Raw genomic sequence first — 18,056 nt, 5'->3', positions numbered from 1 at the left:
AGTCCCGCGAGAAGTACGCACCCTCGCCTACAGTTCGGCTCGTGCCCACCACCCCGTCACCGCGCGACCGGACCCGTGCGGAGCTGCTGCGCCTGATCCGCCACGGGGGCGGAGTCACCCGTGCGGAGCTCACGCGGATGTCCGGCATGTCGCGCAGCGCCGTCAACGCGGCGGTCGCGACCCTGCTCGCCGAGCAGACGATCACCGAGACCGACGCCGAGCCGAAGGGCCCCGGCACGGGGAGCGGCCGCCCCGGGACACGGCTGCTGGCCAACGGGGGACCCGTCGCGGGCATCGACTTCGGACACAACCACCTGCATGTCGCCGTCGCCGACGCGTCCGGCCACCTGCTGGGCGATCGTCGAGCCGTCCTCGACGTCGATCTGGCGGCGGAGGAGGCGATGGACGCGGCAGCTGACCTGCTGGCCGAGCTTCGGCGCGACAAGGGTCTCGGCGACCTCGAGGCCGTCGTGGCCGGGATCCCCGGACCCATCGACGTCCGTTCCGGCCTCGTGCAGTCGCCGACGATCCTCTCCGGCTGGGTGGGCCGATCCCCCGCCACGGAGCTCGGCCGACGCATCGGCGTGCCGGTGCACGTGGAGAACGACGCAGCGTTGGGCGCGATGGGCGAGCTGTACGCCGGCGCCGGCCGCTCCCACCGGCACTTCCTCTACATCAAGTCCTCACACGGCATCGGCGCGAGCCTCGTCCTCGACGGCGCGCTCTACCGCGGCGGCACCGGACTCGCGGGCGAGATCGGGCACACGAACCTCGCCGACCGCTCGGAGCTGTGCCGGTGCGGCAACCGCGGCTGCCTCGAGGCCGTGGTGTCGGTGAACTCCGTCCGAGAGCAGGTCGCCCACACCCACCCCGGTCTGAGCGCCGAGGACGTGCCGATCGACGGCACCGCCGACGCGGTGACGCGCCGGATCCTGGAGGAGTCCGGTCGGGTGCTCGGGCGTGCCGTGAGCGATCTGTGCAACCTGACCAACCCGACGGCCGTCATCGTCGGCGGCGAGCTCGGCTCCGGCAACCGCTGCTTCGTGGAGGGCGTCGAGGAGGCCGTACGCCGCTATGCGCTGCAGGCCACGGCCGATGCCCTCGTGGTGACTCCTGCCGCGCTCGGCACGCGTGCCGAGCTCCGCGGCGCGATCGAGCTGGCGGTTCGACGGATGGGTCTGCCGGCACCCTGACGCCTTGTGAAGCTCAGCGTGGTCTCCGGGTCACGCTGGACTTCACCGTGCGCTTCTGAGCCTGCCCACTACCCGCTGACGTTGCGGAAGAGATACACCCTGACCGTCACACCGGAGCCGGCGACGTGCTGGCCGCTGAGGAAGACCCGCTCACTGCTCGTCTCGCCGGTGACCATGGAGAGGTAGCTCGTGTGCTCGAGGCGCCAGCCGACGTCCGCGATGTGGGTGAGCACCGCCGCCGAGCTGCTGGCTGTGCGGTGTCCGCTGGCGACGCCTCCCGACGCCTTGACGTGGCCGCCGACCCCTGCAGCTGGACTCGAGGAAGCGCTGGCCGGCGTGCTTGGCGGCCGTCACCGCACCGACCGGCGTGGCGAGCCAGGCGTCTCGCTCACGCGCTTCCTTCTCGGCTCGCTCCCGCTCGGAGCGGGCCGCCTCGACCCGGTCTCGCTCGGTCCCGCGCTGGCGGCGCTCGGCCTCCTTCTCCCCCACGCTCTTGAACACACCGGCCGCCCCGGCAGCTGTCCCGACGGGGCCGTTCTACACGTTCTCGACGTCTGCGGGTATCGAATCGGGTCCGGCGTATCACGCAACGGTCCGCGGGGCTCCTGTTCCGAAGCCCTTGACCGAGGGAGAACGACATCGAACACGACACTCTGCTCGCAATGCGGCGCACTGGCCGAGGTCAAGTGGCGCGATGTCCTGGAGAGCACCGACGGCCCCGTCGAGAACGCCAAGGTGGCCTGTGCCCGATGGCACCTGGTTCCTGCTCCCGGTCGCTGATCTGGCGCGGTCGGTGGTGCGGACCCACCGGGTGCGGGTCATCGTCGGTCAGCCGGTCGCGGGAGAGGCGAGTGGGTCGGACGGCCAGAACCGGCCCGCATGATCCAACGCCGAAGCCTCCAACAGTTCGACGAAACGCTCGAAGAGCGTCGTCGCCTCCGGGGCAGCCCACTCCACCGGTAGGAGGTCTCGGGGCAGTCCCGGATCTTCGAATGGCAGGGGTCGCCACGCGTTGACCACCTCGAGATAGAGGACGAATGCCCGCTCCGGACGCAGGTTCGGGCTCTCTGCCTCGATCAATGCTGGCGTGAACTGCGCCAGGAACTGGCGGTAGCGCCGGTCGATGCCGACGAGGTCCCAGCTCTTCGCGACCAACCCTGCCAGCTCCTGACCGGCGACATAGTCGCCGACGAAGACAGCGCAGAACTCCGCCAGGTCGAGCTCGCCGATGACACGTTCGAGTTCGGGTCTCGTGCGTGCGGGGGCGATCCACATCGCCGTCCCGACGTTTCCGAACCCGATCGAGGACAGGCGACTCCGAAGCTGGTGGCGCTTCTTGCTGAGCGACTCCGGCACCGACACGTTGACGATGCACCAGCCGTCTTCGACCGCTGCGGGGGCCCGCGCGTGCCAGATCACTTCGTCGCCCTTCGCCAGCAACTCGAGCGCCAGCGGTGTCAAGGAATAGCCACGTGCTCCGAAGCGAGCCTCGGAGTCGAGCAGTCCGTTCTTCTTAGCGCGAGACACGGTCGTGCGTACTCCAGGCGCGTCCACGCCCAACGTCGACATGAGGTCGACGGTCCCAGCGATGGGCATCCAGTTGCCCTTCGACCGCACGACGGCGCCCAGGAAACTGACGAGCACGGTCCTCGACCGCCGAGCCTTGGCCCGATTGATCGCCCCTTCTTCATGCGTCTTCTGACTCATCGCCGCGGTCGGCGCGCGCTTGCTCACCAGCAGCATTGTGCCTGACCGTGGCGGGTGATGGATCACTCGCCTGCGTCGACTGCGGCGGCCCCCGAGTCCTCTTCCGAGCCCGGAGACCATCGCAGATGAACCGCCTCCGCCTCGTTCGGACGGAGCAGCTGCAGTCGAGGTGGGACCTTGTCGGTCCGTGACGCAGGCGGCTTGCGTCGGCCGGCACTCCAAGGGATCGGCCAGTCCGCGCCCGCGCCGCGATAAGACTGCTCGGCCGCCGCGTGCAACGTCCAGTTCGGGTCATAGAGGTGCGGCCGTCCGAGGGCGCAGATGTCGGCCCTCCCGGCGAGCAGGATGGAGTTCACGTCGTCGTAGCTCGAGATGGCTCCGACGGCGATGACCCTGACATCGGCGCGCTCGGCCACGCTGTGGCGGATCTTGTCAGCGAACGGGGTTTGATACGAACGTCCGAACGCAGGCTTCTCCGCCTTGGCCACCTGGCCTGAGGAGACGTCGATGGCGGCGGCACCGAGGGCGATGAATGCACGAGCTATCTCGACGCCGTCGTGGTCGGTGTTGCCACCCGGCATCCAGTCGGTCGCCGAGACACGGACGATGACCGGGATCTCTGCCGGCGCTTCGTCGCGGACGGCGCGGAACACCTCCAGCGGGAACCTCAACCGGTTCTCGAGTGATCCTCCGTAGGCATCCGTGCGGTGGTTGGCGACCGGCGACAGGAAGGAGCTCAGCAGGTATCCGTGCGCAGCATGCACCTCGATCAGGTCGAACCCGGCTGAGACGGCCCGGCGTGTGGCGCCGACGAAGTCGGCCACCACCTTGTCCATGTCAGCCCGGGAAACCTCACGCGGAACATGGCATCCGGCCCCGTAGGGGATCGGGGAGGGGCCGATGACCTCCCAATTGCCCGCCGCGAGGGGCTCGTCGATGCCCTCCCACATGAGCCTCGTCGACCCCTTGCGCCCGGAGTGGCCGAGCTGCACGCCGATCTTGGCCGAGGAGTGCTCGTGGACGAAGTCCGTCACGCGTCGCCAGGCGTCGCGGTGGTCGTCGCTCCACAGACCGGGACAGCCAGGCGTGATTCGACCTTCCGGAGAGACGCAGGTCATCTCCGTCATGACCAACCCCGCCCCTCCCATCGCCTTCGAGCCGAGATGGACGAGGTGGAACTCACCCGGGAAACCGTCCGTCGCGGTGTACATGTCCATCGCGGAGACCATCACCCGATTCTTGAGCTCGAGTGCTCCGATGGTCACCGGTTGGAACATGGCTGGCGCCCCGATGTCGCCACCGTGCCGTCGCGCGAAGTCGGCCGCGATGTGCGCTGCGAATCTCGCATCGCGCTCCTTGAGGTTCTCGAAGGTGATCCGGCGCGAGCGGGTGAGCAGGTTGAACACGAACTGCGCAGGTTCCTGCTCGGCGTAGCTGCCGATGTTCTCGAACCACTCCAACGACGCCTGCGCCGCCCGTTGGGTCGACTCGACCACTGGCCGCCTCTCGAACTCGTACGCCGCCAAGGCATCGTCAACCGCCCGATGCTCGTGCAGGCATGCAGCCAGGGTGAGCGCATCCTCCATCGCCAGCTTCGTGCCGGAGCCGATGGAGAAGTGAGCGGTGTGCGCGGCATCGCCGAGGAGGACGACATTGCCATCGTGCCATCGCTCGTTGCGGACGGTCTGGAAGTTGAGCCACTTGGAGTTGTTCGTCAGGATCCGATGACCACCCAGCTCCTCGGCGAAGATCTCCCTGAGGCGTGCGACGGCATAGTCGTCGGAGGTGCCCGGCGGGAACGACTCGCTCTCCGTGCGAGCGAATCCCGCACGACGCCACACGTCCTCGTGCATCTCGACGATGAACGTCGACAGCTCTGCCGAATAGGGGTATCCGTGGACCTGCATCGTTCCCCACTCCGTCGGCTTGACGAAGAACTGGAACGCCTCGAACACCAGATCAGTCCCGAACCAGATGTACTTGTTGTGCCGCAGGTCGAGGTGCGGCCCGAACGCGTCTGCGTATCGGGCCCGGATCGCGGAGTTGAGTCCGTCTGCCGCGACCACCAGGTCGTAGGAGACCCGAAGCTCATCGGGATCCGGAGCCTCCGTGCGGTAGTGCACGTGCACACCGAGCTCGGCCGCACGTTCCTGGAGGATCTGGAGCAGGTCCTTGCGACCCATCGCCGCGAAGCCTTGACCGCCGACGGTGAAGAGGCGGCCGTCCACGACCACATCGATGTCGGTCCAGCGGGCGAATCGGCGCTCCATGCGATCGTGGACCACCTGATCGGCCCCGTTGATGCCTCCGAGGGTCTCGTCGGAGAAGACCACTCCGAAGCCGAAGGTGTCGTCCGGGGCATTTCGCTCCCAGACGGTCACGTCGTGGCGTGGGTCGAGCGACTTCATCAGCGCGGCGAAGTAGAGGCCGCCGGGACCCCCTCCGACGATCGCGATCCTCATGTCGCCTGCCTCGCGTCGGGGGCGTCCGCCTCGACCCGGATGAGACCTTCCTGCACGACCGTCGCCAGATGGTGGCCGTTGGAGTCGAAGAACTGTCCACTTCCCAGCCCCCGGCCGGATCGAGTGCCCAGTGCCTGCTGGGTGTAGAGGAGCCAGCCGTCGAGGGCGCCCGGCTCGGGCACACCATGGATCCACATGGCGTGGTCCAGGCTGGCGGTGGTGAGGCCGGGGGTCGCCCAGGGGAGGCCAGCGGTCCGGAGCACGGGCTCCAGGATGGTGTAGTCGCAGACGTAGGCCAGTGCTGCCAGGTCCCGCTGCGCGGCAGAGAGCCCCTGCACGCCTCGAAGCGGGTCGAACGCACGGATCCACGTCGCCTGATGAGGCCCATGATCACCGTCGATGGTCAGGTAGACCGGTCCTGGCACATGCCTGATGTCGAAGCTGCGACCGTGTGACCAGTACGCCTTGCTGCTGGGAGTCAGCGTGCCTCCCTGCCTGGAGGCCAGGTAGTCAGCGGCGCTCGGCAGCGTGTCCGGGGCCGGCACCCCGGTCGGAACGGCGGTCCTCACCTCCCGGCCCGACCAACTCGAGGCGAAGCTCGTCAGACAGGTGTAGACGACCTTCCCGTGCTGGAGTCCACGCACGTGGCGAGTGCTGTAGCCGCGTCCGTCGCGGAGCACCTCGACCTCGTATCGCACGTCGCCCTCGACGTCGGCGGGTCGAAGGAAGTAGGAGTGCATCGAGTGCGGAAGTCTGCTCCCGTCGACGGAGCGCATGGCCGCCGCGAGTGCCTGCGCCACCAGGTCGCCACCGTAGGCCTTGGGCCACGGGCAGGGTTGAGTGCTCGCTCCGAACGCGACGTCGTAAGCCGGGTCGCTCGCCGGCTCGAGTGCGATCGCCTCGGTGAAGATCCTGGACGTCACGTTCATGGACGACCCAGCCAGCCCGGCAATGATCCGTCGTGGACCTGCGCCAGATTGACCACGATGTTCTCCGGCGTACGCGTCGTCATCCAGGTCAAGGGCCTGTTGCGGTCAAGATTGCACTCGATGTGAGGGAGGTGAGGTGGGACGAACACCCAATCGCCCTCGGACATGTCGAGGTAGTCCTCGAACCGTTCACCGAAGTAGAGCCGAGCACGACCTGACAGCACATATCCGCCGGTCTCCGCCTTGCCGTGGTGATGCGGCACCGAGCGGTACCCGGCGAGGTTGACCACCTTGCCGAACCAGAGCCTCGTGGCCGGCGTGTGTTGGATGCTGACCCCGCTGATCCGGGTCGCCCCCTCGGACTGCCCCGTCGTCCGCGGCTCGTCGCCGGCTCGCGTCACGAAGGGAAGGACGGGAACCGCTGCAGGCTCCTCGGTCCTCGTGCTGGGGGCACCAGGCTTGTGCCCAGCGGGGTCGACTGTCATGGCCGTGTTCCGCCTGTTCTCTCGACGTTGAAGTTGACGATGTTGCGCAAGGTCCCGATCCCGGGGATCTCGGTCTCGACGACGTCGCCGGCGGCGAGGTAGGCCGGCGGCGTCATGCCCATGCCGACCCCTCCCGGTGTGCCGGTGAGGACGACGTCGCCCGGCCGGAGGACGGTGAAGGTCGAGATGTACGACAGCAGTGCGGCACAGTCGAAGACGAGCATCCTGGTGTCGCCACGCTGGCGCTCGACACCGTTGACCCGGCACACAACAGCGAGCCCGCCGGCGGGATCCAGCTCGTCAGCGGTGACCACGACGGGCCCGAGCGGCGTCGTGGCATCCCACGCCTTGCCCTGAAACCACTGGGGCGTGCGGCGTTGCCAGTCACGGACCGAGAGGTCGTTGGCGACGGTGTATCCAGCGATCGCCCCACGCGCGGCGCAGGGAGAGGCGTCGCGGAGCGTGTCCCCGACCACCACGGCGAGCTCCGCCTCCCAGTCGACGTCGAGACCGACCGGAAATGCGACCGGATCCGTCGGGCCCGTCAGGGTGTCCGCGTACTTCGCGAACAGGGTGGGATATCGAGGGGCGGCACGACCCGTCTCAGCGATGTGGTCGCCGTAGTTCAGGCCGCAGCAGATCACCTTGCTCGGACTCGGCAGGGGCAGGACCAGGCGCGCCCCCTCGATCCCCCTGCACGCATGCGCACGTAGTCGCCCCGCGTTGACGGGACCGGCGGCGAAGAGGGCCGAGAGGTCCGGGAACGGGAGCGCGTGCCAGGTGCCGTCGAGCAGTACGGCCGCCGTCGTGGCCTCCGCCGTGGCGATGGTTGCCAAGCGCAAGGGGCACCTCCCTTCTTGACGTGATGTGACAATTTCTCCACGTTCGTTGCCTAACTGTCAATGGCTTGCTAGCGTGACCGCCGCCACTAGGCACTAGGTCCTGGGGCTTGACCGTCAGGAGAGCAACCGATGACGACCCACCACGCGGCGATGCCCGTGAACCCAGGCGCATTGCCCGTGCCGCGCGGCTTCTCGCACGGCACACTGATCGGGACGTCGCTGCACCTCGCCGGGCAGACCGCACTCGACCGCGACATGCGGATCGTGGCGGGTGGGATCGTCGAGCAGTTCCGACAAGCGTTGAGCAATGTCCTGGCGACCCTGGCCGAGGTCGGCGGGGTCGCGGCCGACCTCGTCTCGGTCACGATCTACCTCACCGACATCCCCGGCTACCAGGCCCGCAGCCGCGAGATAGGCGCCGTGTGGCGCGAGCTCGCCGGACCCACCTACCCCGCGATGGCCGGCATCGGCGTCACGGCCCTCTGGCAACCCGAGGCGATGGTCGAGATCTCCGGCATCGCTGTGATCCCCGAGGGCCGGCTCAGCCTGCCGTCCAGCTGAGCCTCGATCGAAAGGACATCCATGTCTCCCGCCGCCTTCCGCGACAACTTCCCAGGTCTGGACGAGCTCGTCCATCTGGCCAGCTGCAGTCAGGGCGCCTTGAGCGACCTTGTCAGCGCCTCGCAACGCGACTACCACCAGACATTGCTCGATCGCGGTGCCGCCTGGGATGTCTGGATGACCCAGGTGCACCGTGCCCGGGAGCTCTTCGCTGCCTCCATCGGCGCCTCGACCGATGACATCGCTCTCGTGGCCTCGGCGTCCGAAGGCGCCTATCAGGTGGCCTCCACCCAGTCGTGGGGCGATCGCCCGGTGGTGGTCACGACCGACATGGAGTTCCCCTCCGTCGCGCACGTCTGGCTCGCGCAGCGACAACGCGGAGCGCAGGTGCGCTTCGTCTCCGACCACGACTGGCAGGTGGATGTCGAGGACTACGAGGTCGCCATCGGATCCGACACCAAGCTGGTCTCGACGCCGCTCATCTCCTATCGCAACGGGTTGCGGATGCCGGTGGCGGCGATTGCCGCCCAGGCGCACGAGGCCGGAGCGCGGGTGTTCGTCGATGCTTACCAGGGCTTCGGCGTGGAGCCGATCGACGTGACCGAGCTGGGCTGCGACTACCTGGTCACCGGAACGTTGAAGTACGCGCTGGGCCTGCCGGGGCTGGCGTTCCTCTACGTGCGGCCGGGTCTCCACGATGACCAGGCCCCGACCCTGACCGGATGGTTCGGGCGGGTGGATCCATACGCGTTCGACCCTCGCCACCTGGACCATCCCGAGCACGCCCGGCGCTTCGAGGCCGGGACGCCGGCCGTGCCTTCGGTGTATGCAGCTGTCGCCGGACTGAGCCTCCTCGCAGAGCTCGACCCGCGAGTCGTGCGCGAGCACGTGGCCGGTCTGTCACGGCATCTGCACGAGGAGCTCATGGCGATGGGCCGGACCGTGTGCTCCCCGGCCACGGACGAGCGCCGCGGCCCGCAGGTGGCGCTGCGTGACGACGACCCAGAGCGACTCGAGGCCCACCTCCGCAAGCACCGCATCTCGTCGAGCCCGCGCGGCGAGGTCGTCCGCCTCTCCTTCCATTACTACAACACCCACTCCGACGTCGAGAGGTTCCTCACGGTGCTGCGCGACTACCGGGCGAACTGAAAAGGGGGACCTGCCATGTCCGAGCAATCCGTGAGCGGCCTTCGTCGCGAGCTCAAGACCCGCCACGTCACCATGCTGGGGATCGGTGGTGCCATCGGCACCGGGCTCTTCCTCGGCTCGACCTTCGCGGTCTCGCAGGCCGGGCCCGCGGTGATCATCGCCTACACCTTGTGCGGCCTCGTCGCGCTGGTGATCGCATGGGCCCTCGCCGAGATGGTGGTCGTCCACCCGACCGCCGGCGCGTTCGGCGCGATCGCCCACGCGTACCTGGGCGCCGGAGCGGGTTTCGTGTTGCGGTGGACGTACTGGGCGATGCAGGCGATCGCGATCGGCGGCGAGATGATCGCGGCCGGGATCTACACCCAGTACTGGTGGCCCTCACTACCGCTGTGGCTGCCGGTTCTGGTCTTCTCCGCCGTCGTTCTGGTCGTCAACTCGATCGCCGTCGGCGTGTTCGGCGAGGTCGAATACTGGTTCGCGATGGTCAAGGTGACGGCGATCTGCCTGTTCATCCTGCTCGGGCTCGTGCTGATCTTCATCGGCCTCCCTCACCACCCTGCGACGGGTGTCGGCAACCTGCACGACCACGGCGGCTTCATGCCACACGGGATCTCCGGGCTCGCGACAGCGATGGTCTTCGTCCTGTTCAGCTACATCGGCACGGAGGTCGTCTCGGTGACGGCCGCCGAGTCCGAGGACCCGGAGCGTGACATCCCGCGCGCAGCGCGGGCGATGGTGTTCAGGCTCGCCACCTTCTACATCCTGGCGGTCCTCGTCATGGTCACCGTGGTGCCCTGGACGGTCACCGCCGAGGGCGGCGCCCTGACAGCAAGCCCGTTCGTCAAGGTGTTCACCACGGCCGGGATCCCGGCGGCCGCGACCATCATGAACTTCGTCGTCCTGACTGCGGCGCTCTCGAGTGCGAACACCAATCTCTACCTCACGACGCGCATGCTCCACTCGCTCGCGTCCCACGGGCTGGCTCCGCGGTGGACGGGGCGCCTGTCGGCGACCGGCGTGCCCCGTCTCGCCCTGCTGCTGTCCGGGATGGGCATGTTGATCGCGATCGTCCTCTCGTGGAACCAGAGCTCCCAGGCGTACCTGGTGCTGTTCGGCATCTCGGTGTTCGCGGCGATCGTGGTCTGGATCCTCATCCTGGCGACCCACCTCGCATTCCGCATCAAGCGTCGTCAGCTCGGCCTTCCGCCGTCCCCCCTCCAGCTGTGGGGCGCGCCGGTGACGTCCGGCATCGTGACGGCCGCTCTCCTTGCCGTGCTGTGGTCCACGACGCAGATCGACGGCCTTGACCCGGCGTGGCAGTTCGGCCTGCCGTTCTTCGTCGTCCTCGGGGTCGCCTACCTCGTGATCCGCCGCGTCGACGACGGACAGCACCTCAAGGAGGGCAACAATGTCCTTGCGCTCGAGCTGCGGCAGCGCGAGGACGCCCTCCGCGAGTCCGCTGAGAGGCCCTGATGATGAGCGCGATCGAGAATATGCGTGCGGCGCTCGCGAGTGGCGAGGTGGTCGTCGTCGACCTCACGGCACCTCTCTCTCCGCAAACCCCCGTGCTGCAGCTTCCGCCACCCTTCGCCAACACGGTCCCTCTGGCTCTGGAGAAGATCAGCGACTTCGACGCCGACGGCCCGTTCTGGAGCTGGAACAACATCCGCACCGGTGAGCACACCGGCACCCATCTGGACGCACCGATCCACTGGGTCACTGGCCGCGGCGGTGCTTCGGTCGACCAGATCCCCCTGCAGCGACTCATCGGACCGGCTGTGGTCATCGACCTCACGGCCGAGGTCGATGCCGACCCCGACCTGCTCCTCGGACCCGAGCACTTCGAGGCCCATGTGACCGCGCACGGTCCGCTGCCGGAAGGCGCGTGGCTCTTGTTCCGAACCGGCTGGAGCCAGTACGGCGGCGACCCCGCCGCGTTCGCGAACGCCGACGAGGAGGGTCCCCACACGCCGGGCGTCAGCGCGGCGGGCGCCGAATGGCTGGCCGCGTCGCCGATCACAGGCTTCGGGGTGGAGACGGTCGGCATTGACGCCGGGCAGGCGGCCAGGTTGGATCCGCCGTTCCCTGTTCATCATCACCTGCTCGGCGCCGACAAGTACGGCCTGACCCAGCTGCAGAGCCTCGACCGGCTTCCCCACACCGGCGCGCTCCTCGTCGTGTCCCCCTTGCGGATCGTGGGAGGCACCGGCTCGCCCGCACGGGTGTCCGCCTTCGTCCCCGCCTGACCTGTCGCGAGAGGAGTGTCTTCATGGCCGAGCGTTCGTTCACGCAGGAGGTGCTCCAGCTACGTGCCGGGGCAGGGTCGACGTTCTCAGGCGAAGGGATCGTCGCGGTGACCAAGGCTCTCCTGCAGTCGGGTGTCGCCTACGTCGGCGGCTATCAGGGAGCCCCGATCTCGCACCTCATGGATGTCCTCGGCGACGCGCACGAGATCCTCGACGAGCTCGGCGTCTACTTCGAGAACAGTGCGTCCGAGGCGACGGCGGCCGCCATGCTGGCCGCGTCGGTCCACCACCCGCTTCGGGGCGCGATCACCTTCAAGTCGACGGTGGGGACGAACGTCGCCTCGGACGCGTTGGCCAACCTCTCCAGTGGCGGCGTCACCGGCGGAGCCTTGATCATCGTGGGCGAGGACTACGGTGAGGGGTCCAGCATCATGCAGGAGCGGTCGCACGCCTTCGCGATGAAGTCGCAGATGTGGCTGCTGGACCCGCGTCCGAGCATCGGCGCGATCGTCGGTGCGGTCGAGACCGGCTTCGAGCTGTCGGAGGCGAGCTGTACCCCGGTGATGTTGCAGCTGCGGCTGCGCTCCTGTCACCTCTACGGCAGCTTCACGGCCAAGGACAACCGACGACCTCCCATGACGGTCACCGATGCCGTTCAGAACCCGGCCCGGAGGCTGGACCGGATCGTGCTTCCGCCCGCGAGCTTCCAGCATGAGCAGGAGAAGATCCGAGATCGATGGCCCGCCGCCGTGGACTACATCAGGCGGCATGGCCTCAACGAGGTGCTGGGCGCGGGCTCGGCTGACGTGGGCATCATCGTTCAGGGAGGTCTCTACAACACGCTCAATCGCGGGCTGGAGCTGCTCGGCTGCTCCGACGCCTTCGGCAAGACCCGCGTGCCGATCTACGTCATGAACGTGACCTACCCGGTGGTCGACGAGGAGATCCTCGAGTTCTGCGCGGACAAGCGAGCGATCCTCCTCGTCGAGGAAGGTCAGCCGGACTACCTCGAGCAGAACCTGAACGCGATCCTCCGCCGAGCCGGGTCGCCGGTGGCGCTGCACGGCAAGGACATGCTTCCCGTCGCAGGGGAGTACACCGCCACTGCGGTCACGCGGGGGGTCGACGCGTTCCTCCGACGGTATGTGCCGGACGTGATCGATGGGGCACCTGCGCTGCTCCTCCCTGAGGACGACCCGGCGAGCCCCTTCGCTCCCCGAGTCGCCGCGCAGCTGGTCCGAGCTCGGCCGCCGGGACTGTGCACAGGCTGCCCGGAACGGCCGATCTTCAGCGCCCTGAAGCTGGCCGAGAAGGAGGTCGGCAAGCAGCACCACGTCAGCGCAGACATCGGCTGCCATCTCTTCGCGATCAACGAGCCTTTCAATCTCGGCGCCACGACCATGGGCTACGGGCTCGGCTCGGCTGGCGCCGCCGCCCTCAACTCCACCGGCGCAGATCGCGGCACGATTGCCGTGATGGGAGACGGCGGGTTCTGGCACAACGGTCTCACCAGCGGCATCGGCAACGCCGTCTTCAACCAGAACGACCAACTCGTCCTCGTGGTCGACAATGCCTACAGTGCCGCGACCGGCGGCCAGGACGTGCTCTCATCCCAGGCTGAGAACGCCCTCCGCTCGACGCGCCACCCGATCGAGAGGGCCGTGCGGGGAGTCGGCGTCGCCTGGGCGAAGACGGTGACGAACACCTACAAGGTCGCGGAGCTGCGCGACCTCTTCGTCACGGCCCTGACGACGCGGACGCTCGGACCGAAGGTGGTCATTGCGCAGAGCGAGTGCCAGTTGAACCGCCAGCGACGAGTGAGGCCCCAGCAGGCGCAGGCGATCAAGGACGGCCGGCGGGTCGTGAAGGAGCGGTTCGGAGTGGATGCCGACACGTGCACCGGCGACCACGCCTGCATCCGCGTCTCGGGTTGCCCGTCCCTGACCATCAAGCCCAACCCGGATCCGATGCGGACGCACCCTGTCGCGACGGTGCTCGACTCATGCGTCGGCTGCGGCGTCTGCGGCGCGAACGCCCACGCGGCCTCCCTCTGTCCGTCGTTCTACCGCAGCGACCTCGTCCACAACCCGAATCGACGCGATCGCGCGATCGCCCGGCTGCGCGGGCGTTGGATCGGCGGCCTGTCCCGGCGGATCGAACGACGTGCTGAACGCTACGAGGTGCCCGCCTGATGACCAGTTGGTCGAGCGGGCGGCGACCGTTCACGATCGCGATCCTCGCGATGGGCGGTGAGGGTGGCGGCGTGCTGGCGGACTGGATCGTGGCCGCCGGCGAGAGAGCCGGGCATGTCGCCCAGAGCACCTCGGTGGCCGGTGTCGCACAGCGCACGGGCGCGACCGTGTACTACGTCGAGCTGTTCGCGTCGGAGCAGTCGACGACGGGCGACGAGACCCGCAGCGCGCCGGTCCTCAGCTTGTTCCCCACACCCGGTGAGGTCGACATCGTCATCGCCTCTGAGCTGATGGAGGCGGGGCGCGCCGTACAACGAGGATTCTCGACCCCCGACCGGACCACCTTGATCGCGTCGACCAACCGCGTCTACGCCATGGACGAGCGGCTGGCGCTGGGAGACGGTCGGGTCGACGCCGGTCAACTGCTCGAAGCCGCACGCGTCGGATCGCGCCGGCTGATCACTGCCGACTTCATGAAGCTCGCCGAGGACGCAGGGAGCGTCATCAGCGCAGCTCTGCTCGGCGCTCTGGCGGGGTCGGGCGCCTTGCCGTTGACGCGCGACCACTTCGAACAGGCGATACGCGAAGCCGGCAAAGGCGTCGACGCCTCCTTGATCGCGTTCTCCTCCGGTTACGACAAGGCCCGAGCGCCATCGCCCCAGCCACCCACCGACGCCTCGCACCCCGTGCCGGTCACGATCAGCAGACGACGCCCCGTGGATCCCGCGGAACAGGCGGCTGAGCAGACGGAGCAGACCCGAGAGGCGGTGGCGGCAACCGAGCCGGAGCGACTCGTCGGGCCGCGCCTCAAGCGTCACGCCGCACGGGTCGCCAGTGAGTTCCCTCTCGCCGCGCGGTCGATGCTGCTGCACGGGTGTGTCCGTACGGCGGTCTTCCAGGACGAGCGTTACACCGATCGGTACCTCTCGCGCGTCGCACGGTTCGCCGCCCACGAGATTCGACCCCACGCGGGGGCGCCGCTCACCCTCGAGTCTGCGCGGCACATCGCGCTCTGGATGTGCTATCAGGACACCATCCAGGTAGCGCATCAGAAGATCCGCCGCCGGCGGCTCGAGGCTGTCCGTGACGAGGCAAGGGCGGCTCCTGGGCAACTGCTGAACGTGCGGGAATATCTACACCCTCAAGTCCAAGAGATCACTGACACGCTGCCCGCCCCGCTGGGTCGACTGCTGGCGCGCTCGGCGGTCTTCCACCGGATCGTCGGTCGCGTGACGCGAAGGGGGATGGTCGTGAACACGACGGGCATCCTCGGCTTCACCTCGCTCTGGGTCACGGCTCGGGTGCGACCGCTCCGAGCCATGTCGCTGCGCTTCGGGCGCGAGCAGGATGCCATCGACCGGTGGCTCGACCGCGCGGAGAGCGTGGCCGCCACCGACTACGACCTGGCCTGCGAGATCATCCGATGCCAGTCCGTGCTGAAGGGTTACGGCGCAACGTGGGAGCACGGCCAGGCGTCGTTCGACGTCCTCATGCAAGCCGCAGAGAGGCTTCGTGGGCATCCCGAAGGAGCGACGATCGTGGCGAAGCTCCGGTCAGCCGCACTGGCGGATGACTCAGGAGTAGCCCTCGACCGCGAGTGGGCGGTCTACTGCACCGAGATGGCCGCTGACTGATTCCCCGGGTGCTCGTCGCCGGCCACACCGAGGCGCCGGTCATCCTGGTCCCCGGGGTTGCCTCCCACTGACGCACAGGGCTCCGCCTTCCCGAGGACCACTTCGTGCGCCTGAAATGCCAAACACGAGCTCTTCCGCGACCTCACCCTCGACTTCCAGCCCAGCTGCGGACCCCACGCAAGACACCCCGAAAACGAACAGCGGACCTACGTCTCCGTAGGTCCGCTGTCCGCGATGTCCTGAGACATCGCACTGGCTGGCGGGCTGGACACGAGTTCCGTTGACCTGCACGAACGACCGTGCGCGATGTGGGATCCCCGTCCGGCTCCCCCGGATTCCCCGGCTCGGTCGCGGGCCGAACACCGACATGCGGGGCGTCGGCGAGATGCGATGCAGGCAGCCCCTACTTCTTGCGCGGCCGGTTCCATTCGGGCGATGTGAGGAGGCCGGTCATACTGAGGTCGTCTTCGAGGCCGTCGTCGAGCGGTGCGATGTCGGCCCAGATCGCTTCGAGGGTGGCGATGTCGGGGATGTCGTCGGAGTTGAGGCGACGTTCGATGAGGTCGGGGGTGCGAACGATGTACATGCTGCCGACTGGCCTGCCTGCGGCCTTGTGGCGGGCGAGGTTGGCGATGGCCTTGTTGGCGAAGGTCCTGCCTCCGGCGTCGTCGATGATGACGTATACGACGGTGCCTTGTCTGGCACGCACGTAGGCGTGGAGCACGACCATGGTTTCGCCGAGGTCGTCGCCCTCGTCGAGGCGCTCTTCGAGGGGCACGTTGAGGAGGATCTGCGCGGCGTTGAGGAGGTTCAGGTCAGTTGCGTCGTCGGATAGGACTGTGAGCCAGTGGGGCTTCATGTTCTTCCATCGACCTTCGGCTCCCTTGAACTTCCTGGTCTTGCGGGCGTTCCGCAACACCTCGGCCTCAACGGACTGCGGGGCGTTGATCGTCTGACGCCTGACGGCGTTGATGAGGAGGTTCTGGTGGCCCTTGGAGAGGAAGTTGAGAGCAGGTCCGGCGTCGATGATGAAGGGTGGCTTGCGCGTCACCGGGCCTCGTCTTCTGGGTCGGTGTCATCCCATGCGTCAAGGGAACTCCAGTCGACGGGTGCACCTTCGCCGAGTTCGTCGATGTCAGGCTGTACGTCTTCGGGCTCTTCCGGGTTGACTCCGGCAGCGTCGAACTCTGCGCGCATCTGCGGTGTGACCATGCCGTGCAGGTTCGCGACGGTCGCGATCGTGGCGTCGTGTGCCAAGTAGGCATCGATGGCGACAGCGACGATCCGGCGGGGCGGGCGCGGCTGGTTGGAGTCGTCGGACCATTGCCGGTACAGCGGAAGCCAGCCGTAGCGTGTTGCGAGGACTCGGGTGGTCAGCCTGCCGAGCCGTTCTACGGCCGAGGCGTTGATGAACCCTGCCTCGCGGAGTTGGATCGCCGCCATGCCGGGGGAGACGGCGAAGCGTTCGACGACCTTCGACAGGACGGCGTCGGTGACCTCGATCGTGCCGGGAGCCCCGAGGAGGTCGATCAGCCCTTCCTGTGGGATGAGCAGGTGGCGTGCGAACTCGGTGGCGCGGCGTTCTTCAGGCGTGTTCTCTGACCAGACGGCGGGGGTTGGGTCGTTGAAGATGTGGTGGCCCAGTTCGTGGGCCAGTGTCGAGCGGAGACGGACGGCGTGTGGGGTGGCGCTCGCGGCGAGGACGGTGACGCCACGGTTCGGATCGGTGGCCCGCATGCCGTGTTGTTCGTCGTCGATGGCGGGTTCGATCGCGACGTGAACGTTCGGGACACCTTCGAGGACGGTGACGAGGTCAGCGATCGGGGCGTTGCCCAGGTGCTGGTCGCGTCGGAATGCCTCTGCAGCGGCCTTGGCCTGGGCAGCCATCCCGCCAGGGTCGGCTGTGCTGATCATGCTGTGGCCGAGTAACCGAGGTCCTCGAAGTGGGCGTCCATCTCTAGGTAGAAGGCCAGCCGGTCCTTCATCGCCTCGGCAGCGGCGTCGTTGGTTGTGCGCGCGGCGTACACGAGCCGGTCGCGGACCGGAGACTGTCCGGTGAGGTCGCCGAGGGTGGTGCCGATACCGGCAGCGATCTTGATCAGTTCGGGGATGGTGGGCGTCTTGCTGCCGTTCTCGATGCGACTGAGCGCGGACTGCGAGACACCCGACGCGGCGGCGAGTTCGCGCTGGTCGAGGTGGGCGCGGTCGCGTGCGGCCTTGACCCGGGGGCCAAAGGTGGGGGCCTGCATCGTGAATCAACTCCTCTTGTCTTGATTCAACCTACATCGTCTCTATCGGCAGGGCAATACGGGGCGCGTGAGACCCCTCCCTTGCCGACCGACCCTCAGCGGCTTCCGCCTCTCGAACAGGCGAGCCGCGCGGGCATGACCAGCGAACCTGGGCAGCGCGCTTTTGGCTCACGGCGGTCTCGAGCCACCGAAACGGCTACGACGCCGATCCCAGCCCCTCATCGGAGCCGGAACCGGCGTCGTTTCCTCATTCGTGACTCGACCCGAGGAATCTCGTGTCCAGCCCCTGGCGGTGACGGAGGGATTTGAACCCTCGGTGGACTTGCGCCCACAAACGCTTTCGAGGCGTTCTCCTTAGGCCGCTCGGACACGTCACCGCCGGTGAGGCTACCGGAGAACGGCGTACC

At 67.9% G+C, this 18,056-nt stretch carries 16 protein-coding genes and 1 tRNA gene; 7 read left to right on the top strand and 10 right to left on the bottom strand.

What is annotated here, in order from left to right; translation table 11 throughout:
- Nucleotides 1-41 precede the first annotated feature (41 nt).
- The gene (locus tag ACYQ1K_RS00530) at nt 42-1,193 is read left to right on the top strand and encodes an ROK family transcriptional regulator (protein WP_459980417.1); all 1,152 of its coding nucleotides are present in this window, start codon (nt 42-44) and stop codon (nt 1,191-1,193) included.
- 68 nt (nt 1,194-1,261) lie between these two features.
- On the opposite strand, the gene ACYQ1K_RS00525 is transcribed toward ACYQ1K_RS00530, so the two are convergent.
- The 6 genes from ACYQ1K_RS00525 to ACYQ1K_RS00500 form a co-directional block, all read right to left on the bottom strand.
- Nucleotides 1,262-1,426 (bottom strand): hypothetical protein, encoded by a 165-nt coding sequence (locus tag ACYQ1K_RS00525; protein ID WP_459980416.1) that lies wholly within the window; start codon nt 1,424-1,426, stop codon nt 1,262-1,264.
- 595 nt (nt 1,427-2,021) lie between these two features.
- Nucleotides 2,022-2,927, bottom strand: a complete 906-nt coding sequence (locus ACYQ1K_RS00520) for a PaaX family transcriptional regulator (RefSeq protein ID WP_459980415.1) — start codon at nt 2,925-2,927, stop codon at nt 2,022-2,024.
- Nucleotides 2,928-2,962: 35 nt separating this feature from the next.
- The gene (locus tag ACYQ1K_RS00515; protein WP_459980414.1) at nt 2,963-5,362 is read right to left on the bottom strand and encodes a bifunctional salicylyl-CoA 5-hydroxylase/oxidoreductase; all 2,400 of its coding nucleotides are present in this window, start codon (nt 5,360-5,362) and stop codon (nt 2,963-2,965) included.
- A complete protein-coding gene (locus ACYQ1K_RS00510) occupies nt 5,359-6,291 on the bottom strand; it encodes an acyl-CoA thioesterase (protein ID WP_459980413.1) in 933 nt (310 codons plus the stop codon). Before ACYQ1K_RS00510 ends, ACYQ1K_RS00515 begins: the two co-directional genes overlap by 4 nt.
- A complete protein-coding gene (locus ACYQ1K_RS00505; RefSeq protein WP_459980412.1) occupies nt 6,288-6,776 on the bottom strand; it encodes a cupin domain-containing protein in 489 nt (162 codons plus the stop codon). Before ACYQ1K_RS00505 ends, ACYQ1K_RS00510 begins: the two co-directional genes overlap by 4 nt.
- The gene (locus ACYQ1K_RS00500; protein WP_459980411.1) at nt 6,773-7,612 is read right to left on the bottom strand and encodes a fumarylacetoacetate hydrolase family protein; all 840 of its coding nucleotides are present in this window, start codon (nt 7,610-7,612) and stop codon (nt 6,773-6,775) included. Before ACYQ1K_RS00500 ends, ACYQ1K_RS00505 begins: the two co-directional genes overlap by 4 nt.
- A 135-nt stretch (nt 7,613-7,747) precedes the next feature.
- Here ACYQ1K_RS00500 and ACYQ1K_RS00495 point away from each other — a divergent pair, with 135 nt between their 5' ends.
- Genes ACYQ1K_RS00495 through ACYQ1K_RS00470 form a run of 6 tightly spaced genes read left to right on the top strand, consistent with a single transcriptional unit; the run spans nt 7,748 to nt 15,400 of the window.
- On the top strand, nt 7,748-8,179 hold the full coding sequence (locus ACYQ1K_RS00495; RefSeq protein ID WP_459980410.1) for a RidA family protein: 432 nt from the start codon (nt 7,748-7,750) through the stop codon (nt 8,177-8,179).
- A gap of 21 nt (nt 8,180-8,200) precedes the next feature.
- Entirely contained in the window at nt 8,201-9,328 is a 1,128-nt protein-coding gene (locus ACYQ1K_RS00490; protein ID WP_459980409.1) for an aminotransferase class V-fold PLP-dependent enzyme, read from the top strand.
- Nucleotides 9,329-9,343: 15 nt separating this feature from the next.
- Nucleotides 9,344-10,801, top strand: a complete 1,458-nt coding sequence (locus ACYQ1K_RS00485) for an amino acid permease (RefSeq protein ID WP_459980408.1) — start codon at nt 9,344-9,346, stop codon at nt 10,799-10,801.
- A gap of 2 nt (nt 10,802-10,803) precedes the next feature.
- Nucleotides 10,804-11,574 (top strand): cyclase family protein, encoded by a 771-nt coding sequence (locus tag ACYQ1K_RS00480; RefSeq protein WP_459980407.1) that lies wholly within the window; start codon nt 10,804-10,806, stop codon nt 11,572-11,574.
- 23 nt (nt 11,575-11,597) lie between these two features.
- Nucleotides 11,598-13,766 carry a thiamine pyrophosphate-dependent enzyme gene (locus tag ACYQ1K_RS00475; RefSeq protein WP_459980406.1) on the top strand — a complete coding sequence of 723 codons (2,169 nt, stop codon included), beginning with the start codon at nt 11,598-11,600 and terminating at the stop codon, nt 13,764-13,766.
- The gene (locus ACYQ1K_RS00470) at nt 13,766-15,400 is read left to right on the top strand and encodes an indolepyruvate oxidoreductase subunit beta family protein (protein WP_459980405.1); all 1,635 of its coding nucleotides are present in this window, start codon (nt 13,766-13,768) and stop codon (nt 15,398-15,400) included. The genes ACYQ1K_RS00475 and ACYQ1K_RS00470 overlap by 1 nt, the downstream gene beginning before the upstream one ends.
- A 403-nt stretch (nt 15,401-15,803) precedes the next feature.
- Here the strand turns inward: ACYQ1K_RS00470 and ACYQ1K_RS00465 are convergent, their stop codons facing one another.
- The 4 genes from ACYQ1K_RS00465 to ACYQ1K_RS00450 all read right to left on the bottom strand — a co-directional run bounded on the left by ACYQ1K_RS00465 (nt 15,804) and on the right by ACYQ1K_RS00450 (nt 18,026).
- A complete protein-coding gene (locus ACYQ1K_RS00465; protein WP_459980404.1) occupies nt 15,804-16,451 on the bottom strand; it encodes a PIN domain-containing protein in 648 nt (215 codons plus the stop codon).
- The gene (locus ACYQ1K_RS00460; RefSeq protein WP_459980403.1) at nt 16,448-17,314 is read right to left on the bottom strand and encodes an ImmA/IrrE family metallo-endopeptidase; all 867 of its coding nucleotides are present in this window, start codon (nt 17,312-17,314) and stop codon (nt 16,448-16,450) included. The genes ACYQ1K_RS00465 and ACYQ1K_RS00460 overlap by 4 nt, the downstream gene beginning before the upstream one ends.
- Complete coding sequence (locus tag ACYQ1K_RS00455) at nt 17,311-17,649, bottom strand: helix-turn-helix domain-containing protein (RefSeq protein WP_459980402.1); 339 nt, start codon at nt 17,647-17,649, stop codon at nt 17,311-17,313. The genes ACYQ1K_RS00460 and ACYQ1K_RS00455 overlap by 4 nt, the downstream gene beginning before the upstream one ends.
- A 287-nt stretch (nt 17,650-17,936) precedes the next feature.
- Nucleotides 17,937-18,026, bottom strand: a tRNA-Ser gene (locus tag ACYQ1K_RS00450).
- Nucleotides 18,027-18,056 lie beyond the last annotated feature (30 nt).

This window comes from Nocardioides sp. AN3, assembly GCF_054653495.1.
The sequence above is the reverse complement of the archived record's forward strand: the minus strand, read 5'-3'. Positions and strand labels throughout refer to the sequence as shown.